This is a genomic window from Chitinophaga alhagiae (assembly GCF_003568665.1).
Classification (GTDB): domain Bacteria; phylum Bacteroidota; class Bacteroidia; order Chitinophagales; family Chitinophagaceae; genus Chitinophaga; species Chitinophaga alhagiae.
Map to the genome: position 1 here is coordinate 351883 of NZ_QXMH01000001.1, position 19913 is coordinate 371795.

Annotated in this window: 18 protein-coding genes and 1 riboswitch; of the genes, 7 read left to right on the top strand and 11 right to left on the bottom strand. The window is 52.2% G+C overall.

What is annotated here, in order from left to right:
* Position 1: 1 nt before the first annotated feature.
* A riboswitch (SAM riboswitch) is annotated at positions 2-115 on the top strand.
* Between the two features lie 187 nt (positions 116-302).
* Complete coding sequence (locus tag D3A97_RS01400; RefSeq protein ID WP_119078370.1) at positions 303-1481, top strand: trans-sulfuration enzyme family protein; 1179 nt, start codon at positions 303-305, stop codon at positions 1479-1481.
* A 3-nt stretch (positions 1482-1484) separates the two neighbouring features.
* The gene (locus tag D3A97_RS01405) at positions 1485-2666 is read left to right on the top strand and encodes a homoserine dehydrogenase (RefSeq protein WP_119075942.1); all 1182 of its coding nucleotides are present in this window, start codon (positions 1485-1487) and stop codon (positions 2664-2666) included.
* A gap of 47 nt (positions 2667-2713) precedes the next feature.
* Here D3A97_RS01405 and D3A97_RS01410 read toward each other — a convergent pair whose 3' ends face one another.
* The 5 genes from D3A97_RS01410 to D3A97_RS01430 all read right to left on the bottom strand — a co-directional run bounded on the left by D3A97_RS01410 (position 2714) and on the right by D3A97_RS01430 (position 6503).
* Entirely contained in the window at positions 2714-3526 is an 813-nt protein-coding gene (locus D3A97_RS01410) for a hypothetical protein (protein ID WP_119075944.1), read from the bottom strand.
* Between the two features lie 76 nt (positions 3527-3602).
* Complete coding sequence (locus D3A97_RS01415; protein ID WP_119075946.1) at positions 3603-4172, bottom strand: Maf family protein; 570 nt, start codon at positions 4170-4172, stop codon at positions 3603-3605.
* A 5-nt stretch (positions 4173-4177) separates the two neighbouring features.
* The gene (locus D3A97_RS01420) at positions 4178-5122 is read right to left on the bottom strand and encodes a geranylgeranylglycerol-phosphate geranylgeranyltransferase (protein ID WP_119075948.1); all 945 of its coding nucleotides are present in this window, start codon (positions 5120-5122) and stop codon (positions 4178-4180) included.
* Positions 5123-5167: 45 nt separating this feature from the next.
* On the bottom strand, positions 5168-5692 hold the full coding sequence (locus D3A97_RS01425; RefSeq protein WP_232825814.1) for a KdsC family phosphatase: 525 nt from the start codon (positions 5690-5692) through the stop codon (positions 5168-5170).
* Positions 5693-5732: 40 nt separating this feature from the next.
* Entirely contained in the window at positions 5733-6503 is a 771-nt protein-coding gene (locus tag D3A97_RS01430) for a Rossmann-like and DUF2520 domain-containing protein (RefSeq protein WP_119075950.1), read from the bottom strand.
* 259 nt (positions 6504-6762) lie between these two features.
* Here D3A97_RS01430 and topA point away from each other — a divergent pair, with 259 nt between their 5' ends.
* Together topA and D3A97_RS01440 are read left to right on the top strand one after the other, a co-directional pair.
* On the top strand, positions 6763-9114 hold the full coding sequence (gene topA / locus D3A97_RS01435; protein ID WP_119075952.1) for a type I DNA topoisomerase: 2352 nt from the start codon (positions 6763-6765) through the stop codon (positions 9112-9114).
* 115 nt (positions 9115-9229) lie between these two features.
* Positions 9230-10099, top strand: a complete 870-nt coding sequence (locus tag D3A97_RS01440; RefSeq protein ID WP_119075954.1) for a transglutaminase-like domain-containing protein — start codon at positions 9230-9232, stop codon at positions 10097-10099.
* A 182-nt stretch (positions 10100-10281) separates the two neighbouring features.
* Here D3A97_RS01440 and D3A97_RS01445 read toward each other — a convergent pair whose 3' ends face one another.
* The 3 genes from D3A97_RS01445 to prmA all read right to left on the bottom strand — a co-directional run bounded on the left by D3A97_RS01445 (position 10282) and on the right by prmA (position 12896).
* Positions 10282-11088 (bottom strand): M48 family metallopeptidase, encoded by an 807-nt coding sequence (locus D3A97_RS01445; RefSeq protein ID WP_119075957.1) that lies wholly within the window; start codon positions 11086-11088, stop codon positions 10282-10284.
* A 230-nt stretch (positions 11089-11318) separates the two neighbouring features.
* Positions 11319-11957 (bottom strand): glycerol-3-phosphate 1-O-acyltransferase PlsY, encoded by a 639-nt coding sequence (gene plsY, locus D3A97_RS01450; RefSeq protein WP_119075960.1) that lies wholly within the window; start codon positions 11955-11957, stop codon positions 11319-11321.
* A gap of 117 nt (positions 11958-12074) precedes the next feature.
* On the bottom strand, positions 12075-12896 hold the full coding sequence (gene prmA / locus D3A97_RS01455) for a 50S ribosomal protein L11 methyltransferase (RefSeq protein ID WP_119075963.1): 822 nt from the start codon (positions 12894-12896) through the stop codon (positions 12075-12077).
* Between the two features lie 117 nt (positions 12897-13013).
* Here prmA and D3A97_RS01460 point away from each other — a divergent pair, with 117 nt between their 5' ends.
* Positions 13014-13589: a hypothetical protein gene (locus D3A97_RS01460; RefSeq protein ID WP_119075965.1), complete on the top strand. Its 576-nt coding sequence runs from the start codon at positions 13014-13016 to the stop codon at positions 13587-13589.
* Positions 13590-13663: 74 nt separating this feature from the next.
* Here D3A97_RS01460 and D3A97_RS01465 read toward each other — a convergent pair whose 3' ends face one another.
* The 3 genes from D3A97_RS01465 to D3A97_RS01475 form a co-directional block, all read right to left on the bottom strand.
* Positions 13664-16012, bottom strand: a complete 2349-nt coding sequence (locus D3A97_RS01465; RefSeq protein WP_119075967.1) for a polyribonucleotide nucleotidyltransferase — start codon at positions 16010-16012, stop codon at positions 13664-13666.
* Between the two features lie 86 nt (positions 16013-16098).
* On the bottom strand, positions 16099-16371 hold the full coding sequence (gene rpsO, locus D3A97_RS01470) for a 30S ribosomal protein S15 (RefSeq protein ID WP_119075969.1): 273 nt from the start codon (positions 16369-16371) through the stop codon (positions 16099-16101).
* Between the two features lie 124 nt (positions 16372-16495).
* Positions 16496-17116: a cell division ATP-binding protein FtsE gene (locus tag D3A97_RS01475; protein ID WP_232825923.1), complete on the bottom strand. Its 621-nt coding sequence runs from the start codon at positions 17114-17116 to the stop codon at positions 16496-16498.
* 230 nt (positions 17117-17346) lie between these two features.
* On the opposite strand from D3A97_RS01475, the gene D3A97_RS01480 reads away from it, so the two are divergent.
* Positions 17347-17709 (top strand): BlaI/MecI/CopY family transcriptional regulator, encoded by a 363-nt coding sequence (locus tag D3A97_RS01480; RefSeq protein ID WP_119075973.1) that lies wholly within the window; start codon positions 17347-17349, stop codon positions 17707-17709.
* Positions 17706-19493 (top strand): M56 family metallopeptidase, encoded by a 1788-nt coding sequence (locus D3A97_RS01485; RefSeq protein WP_119075975.1) that lies wholly within the window; start codon positions 17706-17708, stop codon positions 19491-19493. Before D3A97_RS01480 ends, D3A97_RS01485 begins: the two co-directional genes overlap by 4 nt.
* Positions 19494-19913: the final 420 nt, after the last annotated feature.

Here is a 19913-nt window from a genome sequence, read left to right on the forward strand (position 1 = left end):
TCACTTATCCAGAAAGGCAGAGGGTACTGGCCCTGAGAAGCCTTAGCAACCAATTCCGCCGGCTGGCGGAAAAAAGGTGCTAATTCCGGCCCCGTTGTACGGGGAAAGATAAGTTGGCAGAGATATTTACATGCACCATCATATTGCAAAAGGCTCTTCCAACCCCGGAAGGGCTTTTTTTATTCCTTCTCTTGTAAGCTGACATTTAATGACGCTTTTATAGTTCGTTTCGTAAAACATTGATCAACCATGAAGCCGGGTATTTTGCACGGCTGCATATGACCCTCGAAAAAAATTCGGAGATGAAACCATCTACACAACTGATCCATAGCATCCCGGTGGATGAGCTGACAGGCGCTATTTCCGTGCCCATCTACCAAACGTCTACGTTTGTGCAGGAAAGCCCGGGGATCAACAAGGGATTTGAATTTTCGCGGGCCAACAATCCCACGCGGAAAGTGCTGGAAGACCTGATCTGCAGCCTGGAAGAGGGGTATGCCGGTTTTGCCTTTGCCAGCGGCATGGCGGCCATTGACTCCGTACTGAAGCTACTCAAAAGCGGGGACGAGATCATGGCGGTAGAAGATACCTATGGCGGCATCTTCCAGATATTCCATCATATGTTTGAGCGCTTTGGCGTGAAGGTGAATTTTGTAGACACCAGCGACATTGATAAAGTACTGGAAAAGCTCACGGAGAAAACGCGCATCATCTGGCTGGAGTCTCCCACCAACCCCATGCTGAAGATATCAGACATCAAGTCTATCAGCAAAATAGCCCGGCAGCACAACATACTGCTGGTGGTAGACAATACGTTTTGCACGCCCCTGCTGCAAAAGCCTATCCCGATGGGGGCAGACATTGTTATTGAAAGCGCTTCCAAATACCTGGCCGGCCATACAGACGTGATTGCCGGGCTGGTGGTGGTCAACTCGAAAACGCTGGCAGACCAGATGAAGTTCAACCAGAACATATCCGGCAGCATTCTCAGCCCGTTTGAGGCCTGGCTCACCATCCGCGGCATAGAAACGCTCAGCCTGCGCCTGGAAAAACAATGCGCCAACGCCATGGCCATTGCCACCTGGCTGGCGGCGCACCCGGCGGTAGACAAGGTATTTTACCCCGGCCTGGCCACACACAAAAACCACCACATTGCCCGCAAGCAGCAAAAGGCCTACGGCGGCATGGTGAGTTTTTCCCTGAAGGAAGACCAGATCAAGAACGCCATCCGCATTGTGAACTCCACCAAGCTGTTCAAGCTGGCGGAGAGCTTTGGCGGGGTGAAGAGCATGCTCAACCACCCGTTCACCATGACGCACCGCACCATTCCGGAAGAGTTCCGCCGCAAGGCCGGGCTGCAGGAGTCATGCATCCGCCTCTCCGTAGGCATTGAAGATGTGGAAGACCTTATTAACGACCTGAAACAAGCATTGGATAAATTAAACCAGCCAATAGGCAAACAAATTACCGTACTGCAATAATCTATGGAAAAGAACATCAATCTTGGCATTTTCGGTTTTGGCTGTGTAGGCCAGGGCCTTTATGAAGTACTGAACCGTACCAAAGGCATCAACGCCCGCATCAAGAAGATCTGTATCAAAGACCCGAACAAGAGCCGCCCGATAGACATGAGCTACTTCACCACAGACCCCAAAGAGATCCTGGACGATCCTACTATAGACGTGGTGGTAGAGCTTATCAACGATACGGAAGCGGCCTATCATATAGTAAGCACCGCGCTGCGCAACGGCAAAGCCGTGGTAAGCGCCAGCAAAAGGATGATCGCCGAGAACCTGCCCGCCCTGTACCAGCTGCAGGTGGAGAACAAGGTGCCTTTCCTCTACGAAGCGTCCAGCTGCGCCAGCATTCCCATTATCCGCAACCTGGAAGAGTATTATGATAATGACCTGCTGAACGCGGTAGAAGGCATCTGCAACGGTTCTACCAACTACATCCTCACCAAGATATTTGAGGAGAACCTCAGTTTTGAGACTGCCCTCAAACAGGCGCAGGAGCTGGGTTTTGCGGAAACAGACCCCACGCTCGACGTAGAAGGCTACGATCCCAAGTTCAAAATTGTGATACTGCTGCTGCACGCCTTCGGTACTTTTGTAAAACCGGAAGAAGTGTTCAACTTCGGCATCAATCACCTCAACGACTTTGACATTCAGTTTGCCCGCCAGCGCAACTGCACCATCAAGCTCATTGGCAATTGCCGCCGGCAAAACGGCAGCGTGAACGCATATGTGCTGCCCCACCTCATCCGCGAGCACAACCTGCTGTATGATGTGTACAACGAGTACAACGGCGTGCTGCTGGAAAGCGCTTTCACAGACAAACAGTTCTTTGTAGGCAAAGGCGCGGGCGGCACCGCCACCGGCAGCGCCGTGTTAAGCGATATTTCCGCGCTGCTCTACAACTACCGCTACGAATACAAAAAGATCAAACAGAACAACCAGCCCGCCTTCACCAACGATGTGCAGCTGAAAGTGTACGTGCGCTACTGCACGCCTGACCAGGTAGACCTGGCTGAGTTCTACAACATTGTGGAAAAATATGAATCGCCGGAGTACCGGTACGTGGATGGCACTATAAACCTGCAAAAACTCAACGACGCCCGCGGGCTCAAAAATAAAGATGTGAACCTGCTCGTACTGGAGCAGTAAAAAAAGAAGCGGCCGCATTGCAATGCGGCCGCTTCTTTTTTTACTCGTTACGGCAGGCTGACGTACGCAATGCCGGTGGTTACCGGCGTACCGCCCGCTCCTGTTCTTGTCATGATTTTTTCAGGCAGCCCATCGTTGTTATAGGCATATTCATAGGTAACCAGTTCCGTATTAACGGCGCCGGGCTCCTCCACCGTTTCCGCCTTGAGCGGCGCGTTGGCGCTGAGCGTGGTAAAGTCCCTGCCGGAAGTATGGAGGAACAGGAACTGCCCGGGGAAACTGCGGCCCAGGGCGTCTTTATCTGTATAAGTAAGCGTGGTTGTTTTGTACAGTACTTCTTCCCCGCCAATGAGCTGGTAAAGCTCCACTTTGCTGACGTTGTCTTTATCCCAGGTGAGCCGGTACACTTCGTTCCTTTGGGAGCCGTTTATCACATGCAATGCTGACAGCTTGCCCTGTCCGTACACCAGGGAGTCATAATCCGTAATGACCAGTTCGGTTTCGCTTATCATGTTGTAGTAACTGATCCTGCTCAGCTGCTGTGCGGCATTGTATTGGAAACCCCGGTCGTTGCGCGGCTGCTCGTCTCCCATCACCCATATTTTGAAAGCGGATATCTGGCCGCCGGTATATACCACCTGGGTAGAATCTGGCGAGAAAGGCGGCAACTGGCCGTATTGTTTGAACTGCTGAAGGGTACCATCTGCCCGGTAGGTAAAGGCAATGGTGTCTGTTTCATGCATGAGGCGGCTAACCGCTATTTTCTCCTGCTGCTGTTCATCAGGTGTTGCGTCTTTCTTTTTGGAACAGGCGGCCAGCAGGCACAATGCCAGGGGCAGGCAGGGAATGATGTTTTTCATGGTATAAGGTCTCCTCCGTTAACAAATTACATTACGGAAACAAATATAAGAATTTTTTTTATAATGTATAATAAAATCATATCTTCTCCAGCCGCTCCGCTACCTGGCTAATGGGCAGGCCCATTACATTGTAAAAGCAGCCGTTGATACGGTCTATGCCTACGGCCCCAATCCATTCCTGTATGGCATAGGCCCCGGCTTTGTCATATGGCTGGTAATGGTCTATATAATAGGTGATCTGTTCCTGTGAGAGGGGCTTGAAATGCACCTCTGTGGTTTGGGCAAAGGCCTCTTCCCGGCCGTTGTGCAGTATGACCACCCCGGTGATCACCGTATGCACCTGGCCGCTGAGCGCCGTCAATATACGGATGGCATCCGCCCGGTTGGCCGGTTTGCCGATGATGGCGCCGTTCAGCACCACAATGGTATCTGCCGCCACTATCACTTCTCCATTGTTGTATAAGGTGGCTACCGCCTTTGCTTTTTGCCGGGCAATGTGTATCGGTACTTCCTGCACCGGCATGCCGGGCGGAAAGGTCTCTTCCGCCTCGCTTACTTTAACTTCAAAGGGAATGCCGGCCTGCTCAAGCAGTTGCCGGCGGCGGGGCGACTGTGAGGCCAGCACCACTGGTTTTCCGGTATACATATTCTTTATAGCATGATTTTAAAGAAGACCATGGAAAGGATGCCCGTCAGCATCACTATTTTGATCCAGGTGCTGATCTTGTGGAAATGGGCGGGCTGGTATGCCTGCAGAAACGGTTTTTGTACAAACAGCGTGAAAGGCAGCAATACGAACAGCAATATATACCCCGCGGCGGCGTACCAGGTTTTGAACGCCGTCACTACCATAATAATTACCAGCAGGGCCTGCAATATCACCATCAGCAACATGGTAAAGGCCTTGGCCTTTTTCAGCCCCCAAACAATAGGAATGGTGCGGCAGCCGTCTTTACTGTCCCCTATCATGTCTTCCATATCCTTCACTATTTCACGGACCATAGACAATACAAAGGCAAACAGGGCATAAATACCGATGATCTTGATGAGTTTGCGGCCGGTGGCGCTCATGATGGCCTCAAAACTTTCATAGATCTGTCTTTCATAGAAACCCACTACCACTACGCTCAGCGCGGTGAGCAGCGAGATGGCCACGTTCCCTATCAGTACCTGCCGTTTGAAGGAGGTGGAATAAAACCAGAGCAGCAGGGTACAGAACACCTGTACAAAGCCGAGGTAGAACTGCCCTATCTGGAAGGCCACCAGGAAACCCAGGGAAACACCGGCCATATTTAATATGGTATGCCAGGCCATGGCCCAGCGCCGGTTGATGATCTTTTCCACCACCATCTTCTCCGGCTTGTTCACCAGATCTATATTGATATCGAAATAATCATTAATAATATAGCCGCCCGCCGCCACCAGTACGGTAGAGAAACAGAGCATCAGAAAGTGGGGGAAAGAGAGGGAAGGCTCCGCCCCGCTGTTCTGCAATACAGGCGCAACCACACAGTACTGCAGCAGGAACTGGGTCAACGCGATGTAGATGAGGTTAGGGTACCGCACCATCCTGAAAAAAGCCGCCAGTAAAGTCATGAGTCAGTTAGGAATTACGAATGATAAATTTGTGTGTACAGGCGTTCATTTGGACGCTACGGCCTCATCCAGCACCCAATGACCGTTCAGTTTCAGCACCTTTTCGATCACATCTCTTACGCACCCCTGCCCCCCGGCAACGGGAGACACGTACATGGAAATGCTCCTGATCTCCGGCGCGGCGTCTGCCGGGCAGGTGGCCAGGCCGCATAGCTGCATGGCCCGGTAATCAGGTATATCGTCTCCCATGAACAGTACCTGCTCCCAAAGCAGGTCGTGCTCAAGGGCATAGTCTTCCAGCTTTTCGGCCTTGTTGAGCACCCCGGTGAACACGTCGGTGATGCCCAGCCCGTTGAGGCGGGCCACCACGCTTTCGGAACGGCCGCCCGAGATAACGGCCACCCGGTACCCCTGTTTAACGGCCAGTTGCAGGGCATACCCGTCTTTGATGCTCATTCGGCGGCTTTGCTCGCCATTGGGCAGCAGTTGCACCGTGCCGTCTGTCAGAACGCCGTCTACATCAAATACAAAAGTGCGGATATGTGTGAATTTCTCCAGAACGTTTATCATTATTATATGCTGGCTGTGGTCAGTCCGCAAAAATAATCATTTACCCCTCATTCCGGTGAAACTGGTAAATACTTTCAGACAACAGCGGGTAAATCTGCTGCATGGAGGGGTAATTCCGGAGAATGGACTCGTGCAGGGCCATGGTCTTCTCATCGTGCCGGACGGCCGGGCCGGTCTGCACCGTTTCCGGGGGGTATTTGTCCAGCCGCTGGAAAGTTTCCCTGATGATAGGGCTGAGCAGCGAAAAATCCCTGCCTTCCTGCTCACAATAGAATTTGGCCAGCGCCAGCAGGTGATTGGTGAAGTTGTTGCAGAAAACGGCCGCCAGGTGCATTTGCAGCCTTTCGGCGGAGCTCATCCAGGAAATGGTGGAGCTGATGCTTTGGGCCAGGGGGAACAGCCGCCGCTGCACTTCATCATTACGCGCCTCCAGTATGAGGGGAATGGCGGGGTAACTCTTGGTTTCCTTGCGGATGCTTTGCAGGGGGTACATCACCCCCGTATTAACAGATATGCGGGCAATGGCGTCTATAGACACCGCCCCGGCAGTATGCACCACTATGCGGCGGCCCAGGCGCAACTGGTCGTTCAGCTCCTCCAGCACCGTGTCTCCCACCGCCAGCAGGTATACGTCTGCCTCCATGTCTATGTCCAGCAGGTCTGTTGTATAACCGGCCCCCAGCAGTTCCGCCAGCTCCTTTGCGTGCTCCTGCTGCCGGCTGATCACCTGTTTTACCTGGTGGCCGTGCAGCTTCATGAAATGACCAAAACAATGCGCCACGTTCCCCGCTCCTATTATAACTATGTCCATCAGTGAATTTTTATTGATTGCCCCAAATCTGTGCCACAACAGCACGCATGGTTTTATTTTATAATGTAATATTACTGTCTTTCCCCTAAAAGGAGGGCAAATAAATATATGCAAGTAACGCCTTTTCCATTGTTCTCTCTAAATCAACTATTTACCAGATACTATTTTTTATATCAACCTACTTTTATATACTTGCACAAATCGGATTTGTAACTTTTGTGCAAATTTTTGCGTAATCAAGAAAATAAAGCAGGCGTTCATGGCAAAAAATCTCGTGATTGTTGAGTCCCCGGCAAAGGCAAAGACTATTGAAAAAATTCTAGGTAAAGACTTTGAGGTGAAATCTTGTTTCGGTCATATCCGCGACCTGGAAAAGGACGACATGGGTATTGACATCAAGAACAACTTTAAGCCCAAGTATATAATACCGGATGACAAGGAAAAGGTTGTAAAAGAGCTAAAAAAAATGGCGAAGGACTCCGATGAGGTTTGGCTGGCAACGGATGAGGACCGGGAAGGGGAAGCCATATCCTGGCATCTTTGCGAGGTGCTGGGCCTTGACCCGGAGAACACCAAACGCATTGTTTTTCACGAGATTACGAAGCCCGCCATTGAAAAAGCCGTACAAGCCCCCCGCCTGCTTGACATGAACCTGGTGAACGCCCAGCAAGCCCGCCGCATCCTTGACAGGATCGTGGGCTTTGAGCTGTCTCCGGTGCTCTGGCGCAAAATGAGCATGCGCAACTCGCTCTCCGCCGGCAGGGTACAATCCGTAGCCGTTCGCCTCATTGTAGAGCGCGAGCGCGAGATCAACAGTTTTGCCGTTACCAGCACCTTCAAAGTAGAGGCCTTTTTCCTGGCCAAGGACATCCAGGGGAAAACCATCACCTTCAAGGCGGAAGGCCCCACCCGTTTCAAAACGGTGGAAGACGCCGAAAAGTTCCTGCAACAGTGTATCGGCGCCGCCTATACGGTTAGGGACATCCAGGTGAAGCCGGGCAAAAAATCGCCCGCAGCGCCCTTTACCACCTCCACCCTCCAGCAGGAAGCCAGCCGCAAGCTGGGCTACAGTGTGTCCAAGACCATGCTGCTGGCGCAAAAGCTGTATGAAAGCGGGAAGATCACCTACATGCGTACAGACTCGGTGAACCTGTCTGAAACGGCCATGACAGACATCAGCAAAGCCATTCATACCAACTACGGCGAAAGGTATTTCCAGAGCCGCAAATATAAGAACAAGAACGAAAGCGCCCAGGAAGCGCACGAGGCCATCCGCCCTACCTACATGGAGAACCCCACGGTAGACGATACCGATCAGAAACGGCTGTACGAACTGATCTGGAAACGTACCATTGCCAGCCAGATGGCAGATGCGGAACTGGAAAAGACCATTGCCAAAATAGCCATCTCCACCAATAATGAAGACCTGACGGCCAGCGGCGAAGTGCTCAAGTTTGACGGTTTCCTCAAGATATATATGGAAGGGAGGGACGATGAAGATGAAGGTGAAGATGACCAGGAAGGCGTATTGCCCCCCCTGGCCGTAAAACAGGCGCTTGACCTGAAGGAGATGAAGGCCACAGAACGCTTCTCCCGCCCCGCGCCCCGCTACACGGAGGCCAGCCTCGTAAAAAAACTGGAAGAGCTGGGCATTGGCCGCCCTTCCACCTACGCCCCCACCATTACCACCATCCAGAAGCGCGGGTATGTGGAAAAACGGGATAAAGAAGGCGTGAAGAGGGATTTCCGCATTCTCAGCCTGAAGAGCGACAAGATCAGCCAGCTTACCGAGCAGGAGAACACCGGCGCCGAAAAGGCCAAGCTGTTCCCCACGGACCTGGGCATGCTGGTAACAGACTTCCTGAAACAGTACTTTGACCGGGTGATGGACTACGGCTTTACCGCCCAGATCGAAGAAGAGTTTGATGAAATAGCCAACGGCAAAAAGAAGTGGAACAAAATGCTTCGCGACTTCTACGACCCCTTCCACGAGAACGTGGAGGAAACGCTGGAAAAAGCGGAACGGGTGAAAGGCGAGCGCCTGCTGGGCACGGATGCCGAAACCGGCAAGCCCGTGGTGGCCCGCATGGGCCGGTTTGGCCCCATGGTGCAGATAGGCTCCGTGGAAGATGAGGAAAAACCGCGCTTTGCCAAGCTGAAACAAACGCAGAGCATTGAGACCATTTCCATGGAAGAGGCCATGGACCTGTTCCGCCTGCCCCGCAACCTGGGCCTGTTCGAAGGCACGGACGTTACGGTGAACATTGGCCGGTTCGGGCCATATGCGCAACACGACAAGAAATTCTATTCCCTCAAAAAAGAAATGGACCCCTATACCGTAGAGCTGGAAGAAGTGGCGCCGCTGATAGTGGAGAAACGCCAGGCCAAAAATGAACGTACTATCAAGGTATTCGAAAAGGAAAAGATACAGGTGCTGAAAGGCCCCTACGGCCCCTACCTGAAAGTAGGGCTGAAAAACTTCAAAATACCGAAAGAGAAAATAGATACCGCGGCAGATCTTACGGTAGAAGAGGCCAAAGCCATTATTGAAGAAGCCAAGGCCAACCCACCCAAAAAGAAAGCGCCGCCCCGCAAGAAAAAAGCGGAATAGATCGTATAGGGCTCAGGGTGAGTATAATTAATATAACGAAATAATCCTGGATTTTCAAACTTTCATTTACAAGGGGTTATTCGTAAATTCATCAGGGAAAACAATTAGATAACCAGTGAACGAAACCAGGGAAATAAACGCATTGTTCCATCTGCTGGATGATCCTGACCAGGAAGTATTCGATACTGTGGCCAACAAGATCCTCCTGTTCGGGAAAGACATCATCCCGAACCTGGAACATCTCTGGGAAACCACTTACGACGAGTCTATCCAGGAAAGGATAGAGCTGCTGATACACCGGGTGCATTACCAGGACCTGCAGGAGGCCGTGCGCCTCTGGGGCAACGCTGGTGCGCAGGAGCTGCTGCAGGGCGCCCTGCTGGCCGCCCGGTACCAGTACCCGGACCTGCAGCCCACACAGATCAACACGGAAATAGAACGCATCAAGCGCAACATATGGCTGGAGCTGAACAATTACCTCACCCCGCTTGAACAGATCAATGTGCTGAACAGCATGATCTATAATTATTTCGGGCTGAAGGGCGAAGAGGTATCTTACCAGCGCAAGAACCAGTTCTTCATCAACCAGGTGATAGAGACCAAAAAAGGCAATCCCATCACCAACGGCATCATTTACCAGGCCCTCTGCGCCATGCTTGACCTGCCGGTGTACGCCGTCAACATTCCCCGCCAGTTCATACTCGCTTATTTCGATACCTTTTATGATTTTACGGAACCGGCTGACCCCGGTGACTACCGCATACTGTTCTTCATTGACCCCATCCAGGGGCAGATCTATACGCAGCAGGATGTGGAAACCTATTTCAAACGGGTAAACGTGCCCGCCCTGCCGGCTTATTACAAACCGCAGAGCAACCAGCGCATCATCCAGTTCCTGCTGGAAGAAATGGCAAAATGTTTCCGGAACGACAAGGAGCAGTACAAGTCTGACGAGTTGCAGAACCTTTCGCAGATACTGGATTAACGGGTACCCGTTGAGGTAAGGCTATCGCAAAGCCTGCGTTAAATAATTGCTCAATGCCGCCTTCTTTTAACAGCGCGGCATTTTTGTTGCCGTCAGCTTGCAGCATTCCGCAAAAAGAAACGGGCTGACAGAAAGTAGTGATCCAACACTTTCCATCAGCCCGCAGTATTTTTTACCCGTGCTTATTTGCCCTGCGGCCGGTAGTATTTCATGGCTTCCGGCATCAGTTTCTGCAGCTGGGCAATGCGCCGCTCGTCACTGGGGTGGGTGCTCAGCAGCTCCGGCGGTTTCTGGCCGCCGCCGGCGTTGGCCATGCGCGTCCAGAAAGGTACCGCTTCATTGGGATTATACCCGGCCATGGCCATAAAAATGAGGCCCAGGTGGTCTGCTTCCAGCTCGTTCTGACGGCCATAGGCCATCAGCCCCAGGGGGCCGCCCACGCCTACCGCCTGCATAAAGATGTTTTGCGCCTGCGGGTTTTTATTCAGGGCCACTGCGCCGGCAATCTGTATGCCTTGCGCCACCAGGCCCTGGCTCATTCTTTCATTACCATGGCGGGCTATGGCGTGCGCCACCTCATGCCCCATTACGCAGGCCAGCGCGCCTTCGTTCTGTGTAACAGGCAACAGGCCGGTGTATACAACTACCTTGCCGCCCGGCATGCACCAGGCGTTCACCTGCTTGTCATCTACCAGGTTAAATTCCCATTTGTACCCGGCTATCTGGTTGCCCATATTGTTCTGGTTCATATAGGCCGTTACAGCGCCCGCAATGCGGTTACCTACGCGGCGCACCATTTCAGCGTCTTTGCTGCCCGTGGGGGAAACGGTTTTGTTCTGGGAAAGAAAGCTCTGGTACTCCTGTAACGCCATTGATTGCATTGTAGCTTCCGGAATGAGGTTCAACTGGCTTCTGCCGGTGATGGGCACCCGTGTACAGGCATACATGAACCCTGTACCGGCTACGAGTAACAACGCAATTTTTTTCATCGGTTAATGTTTTGAAGATAGATGGTCCGCGGCAAAACCGGAGGGGCGCATTCACATTACAACCTGCACATCCAGCCACCGGATGCCTGCGGCGAAATTACAATTTTGACCGCATTCGTGATCAACTGTTTCATATAAAGCAATCGCTATGCCGAAATATGGCTGTACGTATCACGGAAACAGGCAAAAATGCTGTTTTGTTCGCCTAAGGGAGATAAAAAAAGAGGAAATTACTCGTCGTCCTTGTTCTTGCGGTTCTTGAACAGCGGCACTTTGGACTCGTTACCGGTAAGCAGGCGCATGATGTTCTTCTGGTGTGTCAGCACCACCATGAGGGCCACCGCAATGGCAAAAATGCGGTAAAACACCTCCTGCTCCCTGAATATGAAGAGAATAAGCACCGGGAAAGCGATGCTGGCAATAATAGAGCTTAATGAAACGTAACGGGTCAGGAAAAGGATCATCAGGAACACGCCTACGCAGCAGAGCGCTACCAGCGGCTGAATGGCCAGTACCATACCAAAAAGGGTAGCAATGCCCTTGCCGCCGCGGAAACCCGCCCATATAGGGAAAATATGGCCCACTACCGCGGCCAGGCCCAGGCCTACCTGCAGGTTGATCAACTGCTCCGGCGTATCGTAGGGAGGAATGAGATAAGACAGCCTTACTGCCAGTATACCTTTCAGCATGTCCACCAGCATCACAAAGGTACCGGCCTTAGGGCCCAGCACCCGGAAAGTATTGGTAGCCCCTGCGTTACCGGAACCATGTTCACGTATATCTATACCGAAAACCCCTTTACTAACCCATACAGCAGTGGCAAAAGAGCCTATCAGGTAGGCACCAATAAGTAGCAATAATTCTGTCATCACAACAAGTTAGAGTGCTAAGATAGTAAATTATATGTTAAAAAGAATACAAACTTAACAGCAATATTAAGACAATTACTCCAAAATCAGCAATTAAAATATATGAATTTTTCCACATTAGCCATGAGTGAAGGAAAGTGCCAGCCAGTGCTCCCTATCTGCCTTTCTTTCCATGTGCAGCCCTTCTGCTGCGGCGGCCTGAACAATTGCGTGCTCGTCTTCCTGCAATATACCACTCAAAATCAATAATCCATGATTTTTCAGGATTCTTTTCATGTGGGACATATTAGCCAGCAATATGTTACGGTTGATATTGGCCAGCACCACATCGTACGCGTTGCTCTTTACCTCGTCCAGCCGGTCCGCCTGCCAAACGCGTACCGCGCGGGATTGATTGCCGGCCACGTTCTCCACCGCGTTTTCAACGGCCCACTCATCGTTGTCAATAGCATCTGTCTCCGCCGCCCCCAGCCGGTCTGCCAGTATGGCCAGTATACCGGTGCCGGTACCAAAATCGAACACCTTTTTTCCATGAAAGCCTGTTCCTTCCATCAGCTTTATCACAGACCAGGTAGTGGCATGGTGCCCTGTACCGAAAGACATTTTGGGCGTGATCACAATTTCATGCTGCACCTGCGCGCCCAGCGGCTCATGAAAAGCCGCGCGGATGCCGCAAAAGCGGTCTACCAGCACCGGCTGAAAGTTGCTTTCCCACACCGCGTTCCAGTTGGCCTGCTCTATCCTTTCTTTCGTATAGTCCAGGCCGTGAGAACCTGCAATGCCCTGTATCACCTGCTCGTCAAATTCGTTTTCAGGGATATAGGCTACCAGCGTGTCTGCTGTTTCTTCAAAACCTTCATAACCGGTATCTGCCAGCTGGGCTATCAAAATATCCTTCAGCTCCGCGGGCGCGGCAATGGTAACTGCAATGTGTGACATAAGCGCAAGATAATTACAAATTCCTCAGTGCCAATGCGCAATTGCTCTTTTCAAAAATTCCTTTGCGGGAAACGGCGCCTGATTTATATTTGAATTATAATAATATAACCTTATCCTATGAAAAAGCTCATGTTGTTGGCCGCCGTTCTGGCCGGCCCTTTCTGCTGCCTGGCGCAGAACATTGTAAAGGTGTACGACAATCCGTACAAAGATTCCATTTTTTACCAGCTGCAGGCCGCCGTGCTCATCATTGACAAGCAGGACGTGGAGGATTATTTCGCCGGGCTGGATACTATTCTTCCCCAGCGCCAATACGCCAAAGAAGTGTTCCGCAACATCCAGTTCGCGCACCTGCGGCCTGATGAGGTGCAGCGCCATTACGGCATGGCATCAAAATTCTGGGCCGCTTCCAAAAACAATGCGCTGCGGTACAGCACAGACAAGCTCACGCTTTTCTGGAACGATAACGAAACAGTGCTGCTGCCTTACCTGGACGAGATATTGCCCGAACTGATGGAAGGCGGGCGCGTGCAGATGGTAGACCGCGCTACGGGCAAGCGGGTGCAGCAATTCCAGATAGATTACGAGGATGTGGGTATGAAAACGTACAAGATATTCCGGTTCGTAAAGGGCAAAACGATCTGGCGGGAGAGCGAAGTGTTTGTAGAACAGCTGTCTACCGTGGGGTTGTAGCTTCATCCTCTACATAAAAAAGAGCGGCTGCCTTTTACAGGCAACCGCTCTTTATATTTTACACATCAGTGTGTTTATTGTTCGTCAAACACCGGTCCTTCAATGGGGCCGAGAGGTTCCTGGGACTCGGGTTGAGAGGGCCTGTTGTAACCGCCACGGTCACCACGGTCTCCCCTGTCACCACCACGGTCAAAGCCGCCTCTGCGGTCTCCACGGTCGCCGCCCCTGCGGTCTCCGCGATCTCCGCGGCGTTCGCCGCGGTCTCCACGGTCGCCACGTTCTTCACGCTCGGGCCTTTCCACATAACCTTCCGGTTTGGGCATCAGCACCTTGCGGCTGAGTTTGAACTTGCCGGTTTTGGGATCGGTACCTACCAGTTTCACTTTCACTTTTTCGCCTTCGCTCAGTACGCCGTCCATATTTTCCAGGCGTTTCCAGGACACTTCGGAGATGTGCAGCAGGCCCTGTTTGCCGGGCAGGAACTCTACGAACGCACCATAAGGCATTACGCTCTTCACGGTAGATTCGTATACTTCGCCCACTTCAGGAACGGCTACAATGCCTTTGATCCAGGTAACGGCTTTATCGAGATTTTCTTTCTGCGTGGCAAAAATGCTCACTTCGCCGGTCTGGCCCACTTCTTCAATGTTGATGGTGGTGCCGGTCTCGCGCTGGATCTCCTGTATCACTTTACCGCCGGGGCCTATTACAGCGCCGATGTATTCGCGGTCAATGATCATTTTTTCCATGCGCGGCGCATGCGGTTTCGGTTCCGGACGGGCGGCCTCGATGCAGGCGTACATAGCGTCCAGGATGTGCAGGCGGCCTTTGCGGGCTTGTGCCAGCGCGGCGCGCATTACGTCCATGCTGAGGCCGTCTACTTTAATGTCCATCTGTACACCGCAAATACCATCGCGGGTACCGGTTACTTTAAAGTCCATATCGCCCAGGTGGTCTTCATCTCCGAGAATGTCGCTCAGTACGGCCCATTTACCGTCGCCGGCGCGGGAGATCAGGCCCATGGCAATGCCGGATACGTGTTTGGGAATGGGAACGCCGGCGTCCATCAGGGCCAGCGAACCGGCGCACACGGTAGCCATGGAAGAGGAACCGTTAGATTCCAGGATGTCTGACACTACGCGCACGGTGTAGGCGTAATCGTTACCGGGCATCATCTGCTTCAGGGAGCGGAGCGCCAGGTTGCCGTGGCCCACCTCGCGGCGGCCGGGGCCGCGCATCATCTTCACCTCACCGGTGGAGAAAGGAGGGAAATTATAGTGCAGAATGAATTTTGTGTAGTTGGAGGTAGCGGCGTTCTCGATCAGCAGCTCATCATCAGGCGTACCCAGGGTAACGGTGGTGAGAGACTGTGTTTCGCCGCGGGTGAACAGGGCGGAACCGTGCGGGGAGGGCAGGAAGTCTGCTTCCATGCTCAGCGGGCGCACCTGGTCCAGTACGCGGCCGTCCAGCCGGATGCTCTGGTCCAGGATCATGTTGCGCACGGTTTCCTTTTCCAGGTCGTGGAAGTAGTCGCCAACAAGGTCGGCATCTTCTTCCGGCAGTTCTCCCAGTGATTCCACCAGCTCTTCTTCGATCTTCTTGAAGGCTTCGCTGCGCTGGTGTTTGCCCAGGGCGGATTTGGCCACTTCCAGGATGCGGTTTTGCGCAAAGGCCACTATTTTGGCTTTCAGCTCTTCGTTCTGGTGCGGTGTATCATATGCGCGTTTGGCGGGGTTGCCTACCAGGGCGCGTAATTCTTCCTGTGCTTTCACCTGTACCTTGATGGCTTCGTGGCCCAGTTCAATGGCTTTTACCAGGTCTTCTTCCTGACATTCCTTGCTTTCGCCTTCCACCATCATGATGTTTTTGGCGGTAGCGGCCACAATGAAGTCCATATCTGCTGTTGCCAGCTGGGTACGGGTGGGGTTGATCACAAACTCGCCGTTTACGCGGGCAACGCGCACCTCGGAAATGATTTCCTGGATGGGCACGTCAGATACCGCCAGCGCCGCGGAGGCGGCCAGGGCGGCCATTGCGTCCGGCATTACTTCCGCATCGGAAGATACCAGGGTTACCAGTACCTGCACATCGCAGAGATAATCATCGGGGAACAGGGGGCGCAGCGCGCGGTCTATCAGGCGGGAGATCAGCACCTCATAGTCGCTGAGCTTGCCTTCACGCTTGAAAAAAGACCCGGGGATACGGCCGGCTGATGCAAATTTCTCCTGGTAGTCTACCGTGAGAGGGAAGAAGGATTGCCCTTCTTTGGGCTTTTGGCTGGCCACCACGGTAGCCAGCAGGATGCAGTTGCCCAGGCGCACAGTAACGGCACCATCGGCCTGGCGGGCCAGTTTGCCGGTTTCTATGGTCACCTCGCGGCCTCCGCCTATATCAAATTTAACCGAAGTAGGTGTGAGATTCATACTTGTGTGAGGATTATTAAGGTACACATACAAAAAAACTATTCCCAACCTATGCAGTTGGGAATAGCGCTATAATAAATTTCAGATTATTTTCTGATACCTAACTTCTCAATGAGGGCGCGGTAGCCGGAGAGGTTGGTTTTAGCCAGGTAAGACAGCAAACGCTTTCTTTGCCCTACCATTTTCATCAGGCCACGGTGGGTGGAAAAGTCCTTTTTGTTCTCTTTCAGGTGAGCGGAAATGCTGTTGATCCGTTCGGTCACCAGCGCAACTTGTGCTTCCACAGAACCGGTGTTCTTTTCACTACCGCCGAATTCTTTGAAAATATTGGCTTTCTTTTCTACAGTTAAGTAAGACATCTTGATAATAATAATTTTTTTACTCGCTATTTTTCCGGTGCAAAGGTAAGAAGTAATATTTCAAGTTCCAAATTGAAATTCTACCGCTACATTTCCAATTAAGTACTGATAACCAGCTGTTTACCTATACAAAATTAACCGCTGCATTGTCTGTCACCTGCCCGTTCTCAGTTCTCAGCACGCGGGAAGGGAACTTCTGCAGCACTATATAATCGTGCGTGGCCATTACCAGGGCGGTGCCGTCTTCCCGGCAAATGCGGAACAACAGCTGCATGATGCCGTCTGAGGTTTCCGGGTCCAGGTTGCCGGTAGGTTCGTCCGCCAGTATCAGCTTGGGCGAGTTCAACAAGGCCCGGGCAATGTCTACCCGCTGCTGTTCCCCGCCTGAAAGCTCATAGGGCATTTTGAAACCCTTGGTGGCCAGCCCCACTTTCTCCAGCACATCGTTGATCTTGTCCTCTATCTGCTTGGGCTCCTGCCAGCCGGTGGCCTTCAGGGCAAACTTCAGGTTGTCATGCACGTTACGGTCCGTGAGCAGCTGAAAGTCCTGGAACACCACGCCCAGGTTCCGGCGGAGGTAAGGTACCTTTTTCCAGTCCATCTTGGTCAGATCAAAACCTACTACCTGGCCACTGCCCTCTTTCAGCGGCAGGTCTCCGTACAATGTTTTCAACAGGCTTGATTTACCCGTGCCCGTTTTCCCAATGAGGTATACAAACTCTCCCCTGTTAATGGTAATGTTCACGTCAGCCAAAATCAAAGAATTTCCCTGGTAAACATTCACATTCGTCAGTTGAACTATGGGTTGATCCACCATTTATTTCCTTTTTGAAAATCAAAAATAACCAATTAGTTGTAAGTGATCCGCATTCCCTTAATAACTAAAAAAATAGTTTGAAAACTAAAATAATAGTTTTACATTTGGATAGAGACCGGGATCCCGTATTATTACAAACGTAAAAAAAAGTAGTAACAATGAAAACGCTCACTAAAGCAGAAGAACAGATCATGCAGGTGTTATGGAAGCTGGGCCCTTCCTTTGTGAAAGACATGATAGACGCCATGCCCGAACCGCGGCCGCATTACAATACTGTTTCCACCCTGGTGAAAATACTGGTAGACAAAGGTTTTGTGAACTACAAGGCTTACGGCAAAAGCCACCAGTACTTTGCCATCGTCAGCAAGGAAGAGTACAGCCATAAAACCGTGAAGAACCTGGTATCCGGCTATTTTGAGGGTTCTTTCAGCAACATGGTCTCTTTCTTCGTAAAAGAAAAAGACATGAGCGTGGCCGACCTGGAAAAATTATTGCAACAGATCAAAAACGCAAAAAAATGACGCCCTTACTCGTTTACCTTGCCAAGGTAGTGATCTGCTCAGGCATCCTGTACGGCTATTATCACCTTGCCTTGCGCAATAACCGCTTTCACCAGTGGAACCGTTATTACCTGTTGCTGTGTACCGTGCTCAGCCTGGTGGTGCCGCTGTTGCGCATTCCCCTTCCCTTTACCGGCACGGGCGGCGGCGAGACCATTTACGTATATACGAGCCAGGTAGTAACGCTGCGCGAGCAGGTGCTCACGCCTTCCAGAACATCGCTGGTGGCCAGCATTAACTGGAGCACCTGGCTGTATGCCGGGGTGTTGCTGGCGCTGCTGCTGCGCATTGCCGGCGGGTACTGGAAAATATTCAGGCTGGTGCGCGGCAGCCGCGTAGAGTTCCTCAAACCGTACTGGCTGGTGCTGTCTGAAAAAATAACCGCGCCCTTCTCCTTCTTCCGCTATATTTTCTGGAACAGCCGCTTCAGCGCTGAAACCTCCGAAGGCCGCCAGATACTGCGGCATGAAATGGTGCATTTGCAGGAGCGGCACAGCGTTGATAAATTCTTTATGGAACTGGTAACGGCCGTTTGCTGGATCAATCCTTTCTTTCACCTCATCAAACGGGAACTGTCCATGATCCATGAATTTATCGCGGACAGGAAAGCGGTGGTAAACGGCGATGTGACGGAATACGCGCAGAGCATCTTGCAAATGGCCCTGCAATCCCGCCATTCTTTTTCCATGGCCAACAGCTTTTCCCATCAGCCCATCAAACGGAGAATACTGATGCTCACACAATCCCGCCACCTGCGGTTCAGTTACCTGCGCCGGCTGCTTATATTGCCTTTGGCGGTGTTTATTTTCTGCTCGCTGGCTTTTGTGGCCAACGAAGAGGGGCTTGATTTCAGCACCGCGGCCGGTAAAGAGCAACAGCAGCCCGCTATTGTTGAGGTTTCCCCCCAGGCCGGCGCCGCAGCGGCCACCCCTGTTACCCCAAATGGCCGGGACACGGTGGGGTATGCTGTAAAACAGACCGTGGTAGTGGGTTACCAGCGGCCCGCACCGCCGCCGCCCCCACGGCCCGCCGCTGCCAACGCGCAAATGCGGCCAGACACTACCGGCAACGAAATTTTCACCTTTGTAGAGATACCGCCTACCTTTATTGGCGGCGAAGCAGCCCTGGCCAAATACCTGAACCAATCTATCAGCTACCCGAAGGAGGCCACGGAAAAGGGTATTTCAGGTACCGTGTTCGTGAGTTTTGTGGTATCTGCCATGGGCGAGATCAACCATGTAAAAACAGTAGGCAAGCCCAGGGGCGGCGGGCTGGAAGAAGAAGCCGTACGTGTGGTGAAGGCAATGCCCAACTGGACGCCGGGCAAGCAGAACGGCAGGAAGGTGGCCGTACAGTTCAACCTCCCCATCCGCTTTGTGATGACCGAAGTGAAAAAAGACGCCCCGCCTCCTGGAAAGACCAGCAGCGGCATTTACCGCACGGCAGAGCTGATGCCCTCCTTTGCAGGCGGTGAAGCGGCCCTGGCCAGGTACCTTTCTTCCAACTTGCGGTACCCCGCGGCCGCCCGCAACGGCAAAATACAGGGGAACGTACTGGCATCTTTTGTAGTGAAAGAAGACGGTTCTGTAGACAGGGTGATGGTGATCAGCCAGCAACTGGGCGGCGGACTGGAAGAGGAGGCCATGCGCGTGATCAAAAAAATGCCGAAATGGGAACCGGCTATGGACAAAGGCAAGGCTGTTCCCGCAGAAGTACAGGTGCCTATTGCGTTCAGGCTGCAATAATGCCTGCAAAAAACAATCATCCACGGGCTGGCCGGGAAGCAGATCGTTGCTTTTTGGTCAGCCCTTTTTGACCACTACTACCCCCACTCCCACCTTGATTTTCATTGAGTTATCATTACCTGAGCCAGCAATGGCAGTACCCCGGACGCTGGGTAGCGGGCCAGAAGGGGGCACGTCCTAAACCATCATCAGGATTATTTTTGAACCCTGTAAACCTTGATCAGTATTTTCTAACCAAAGGTGTAAACCTATTTCAGGACAAGACCAAGCCTTGCTGCTGGCGGGTTTCAGATAGGATATCTTACCCATATCCCATCCATAAGCCAGGGATATCCCTAGGATAAGCCACCCTTATATAGAGGTGGCTTATCCCTGCCTTATCCCAGGCAGAACGGTAAGTGCAGTATATTATAACGTATT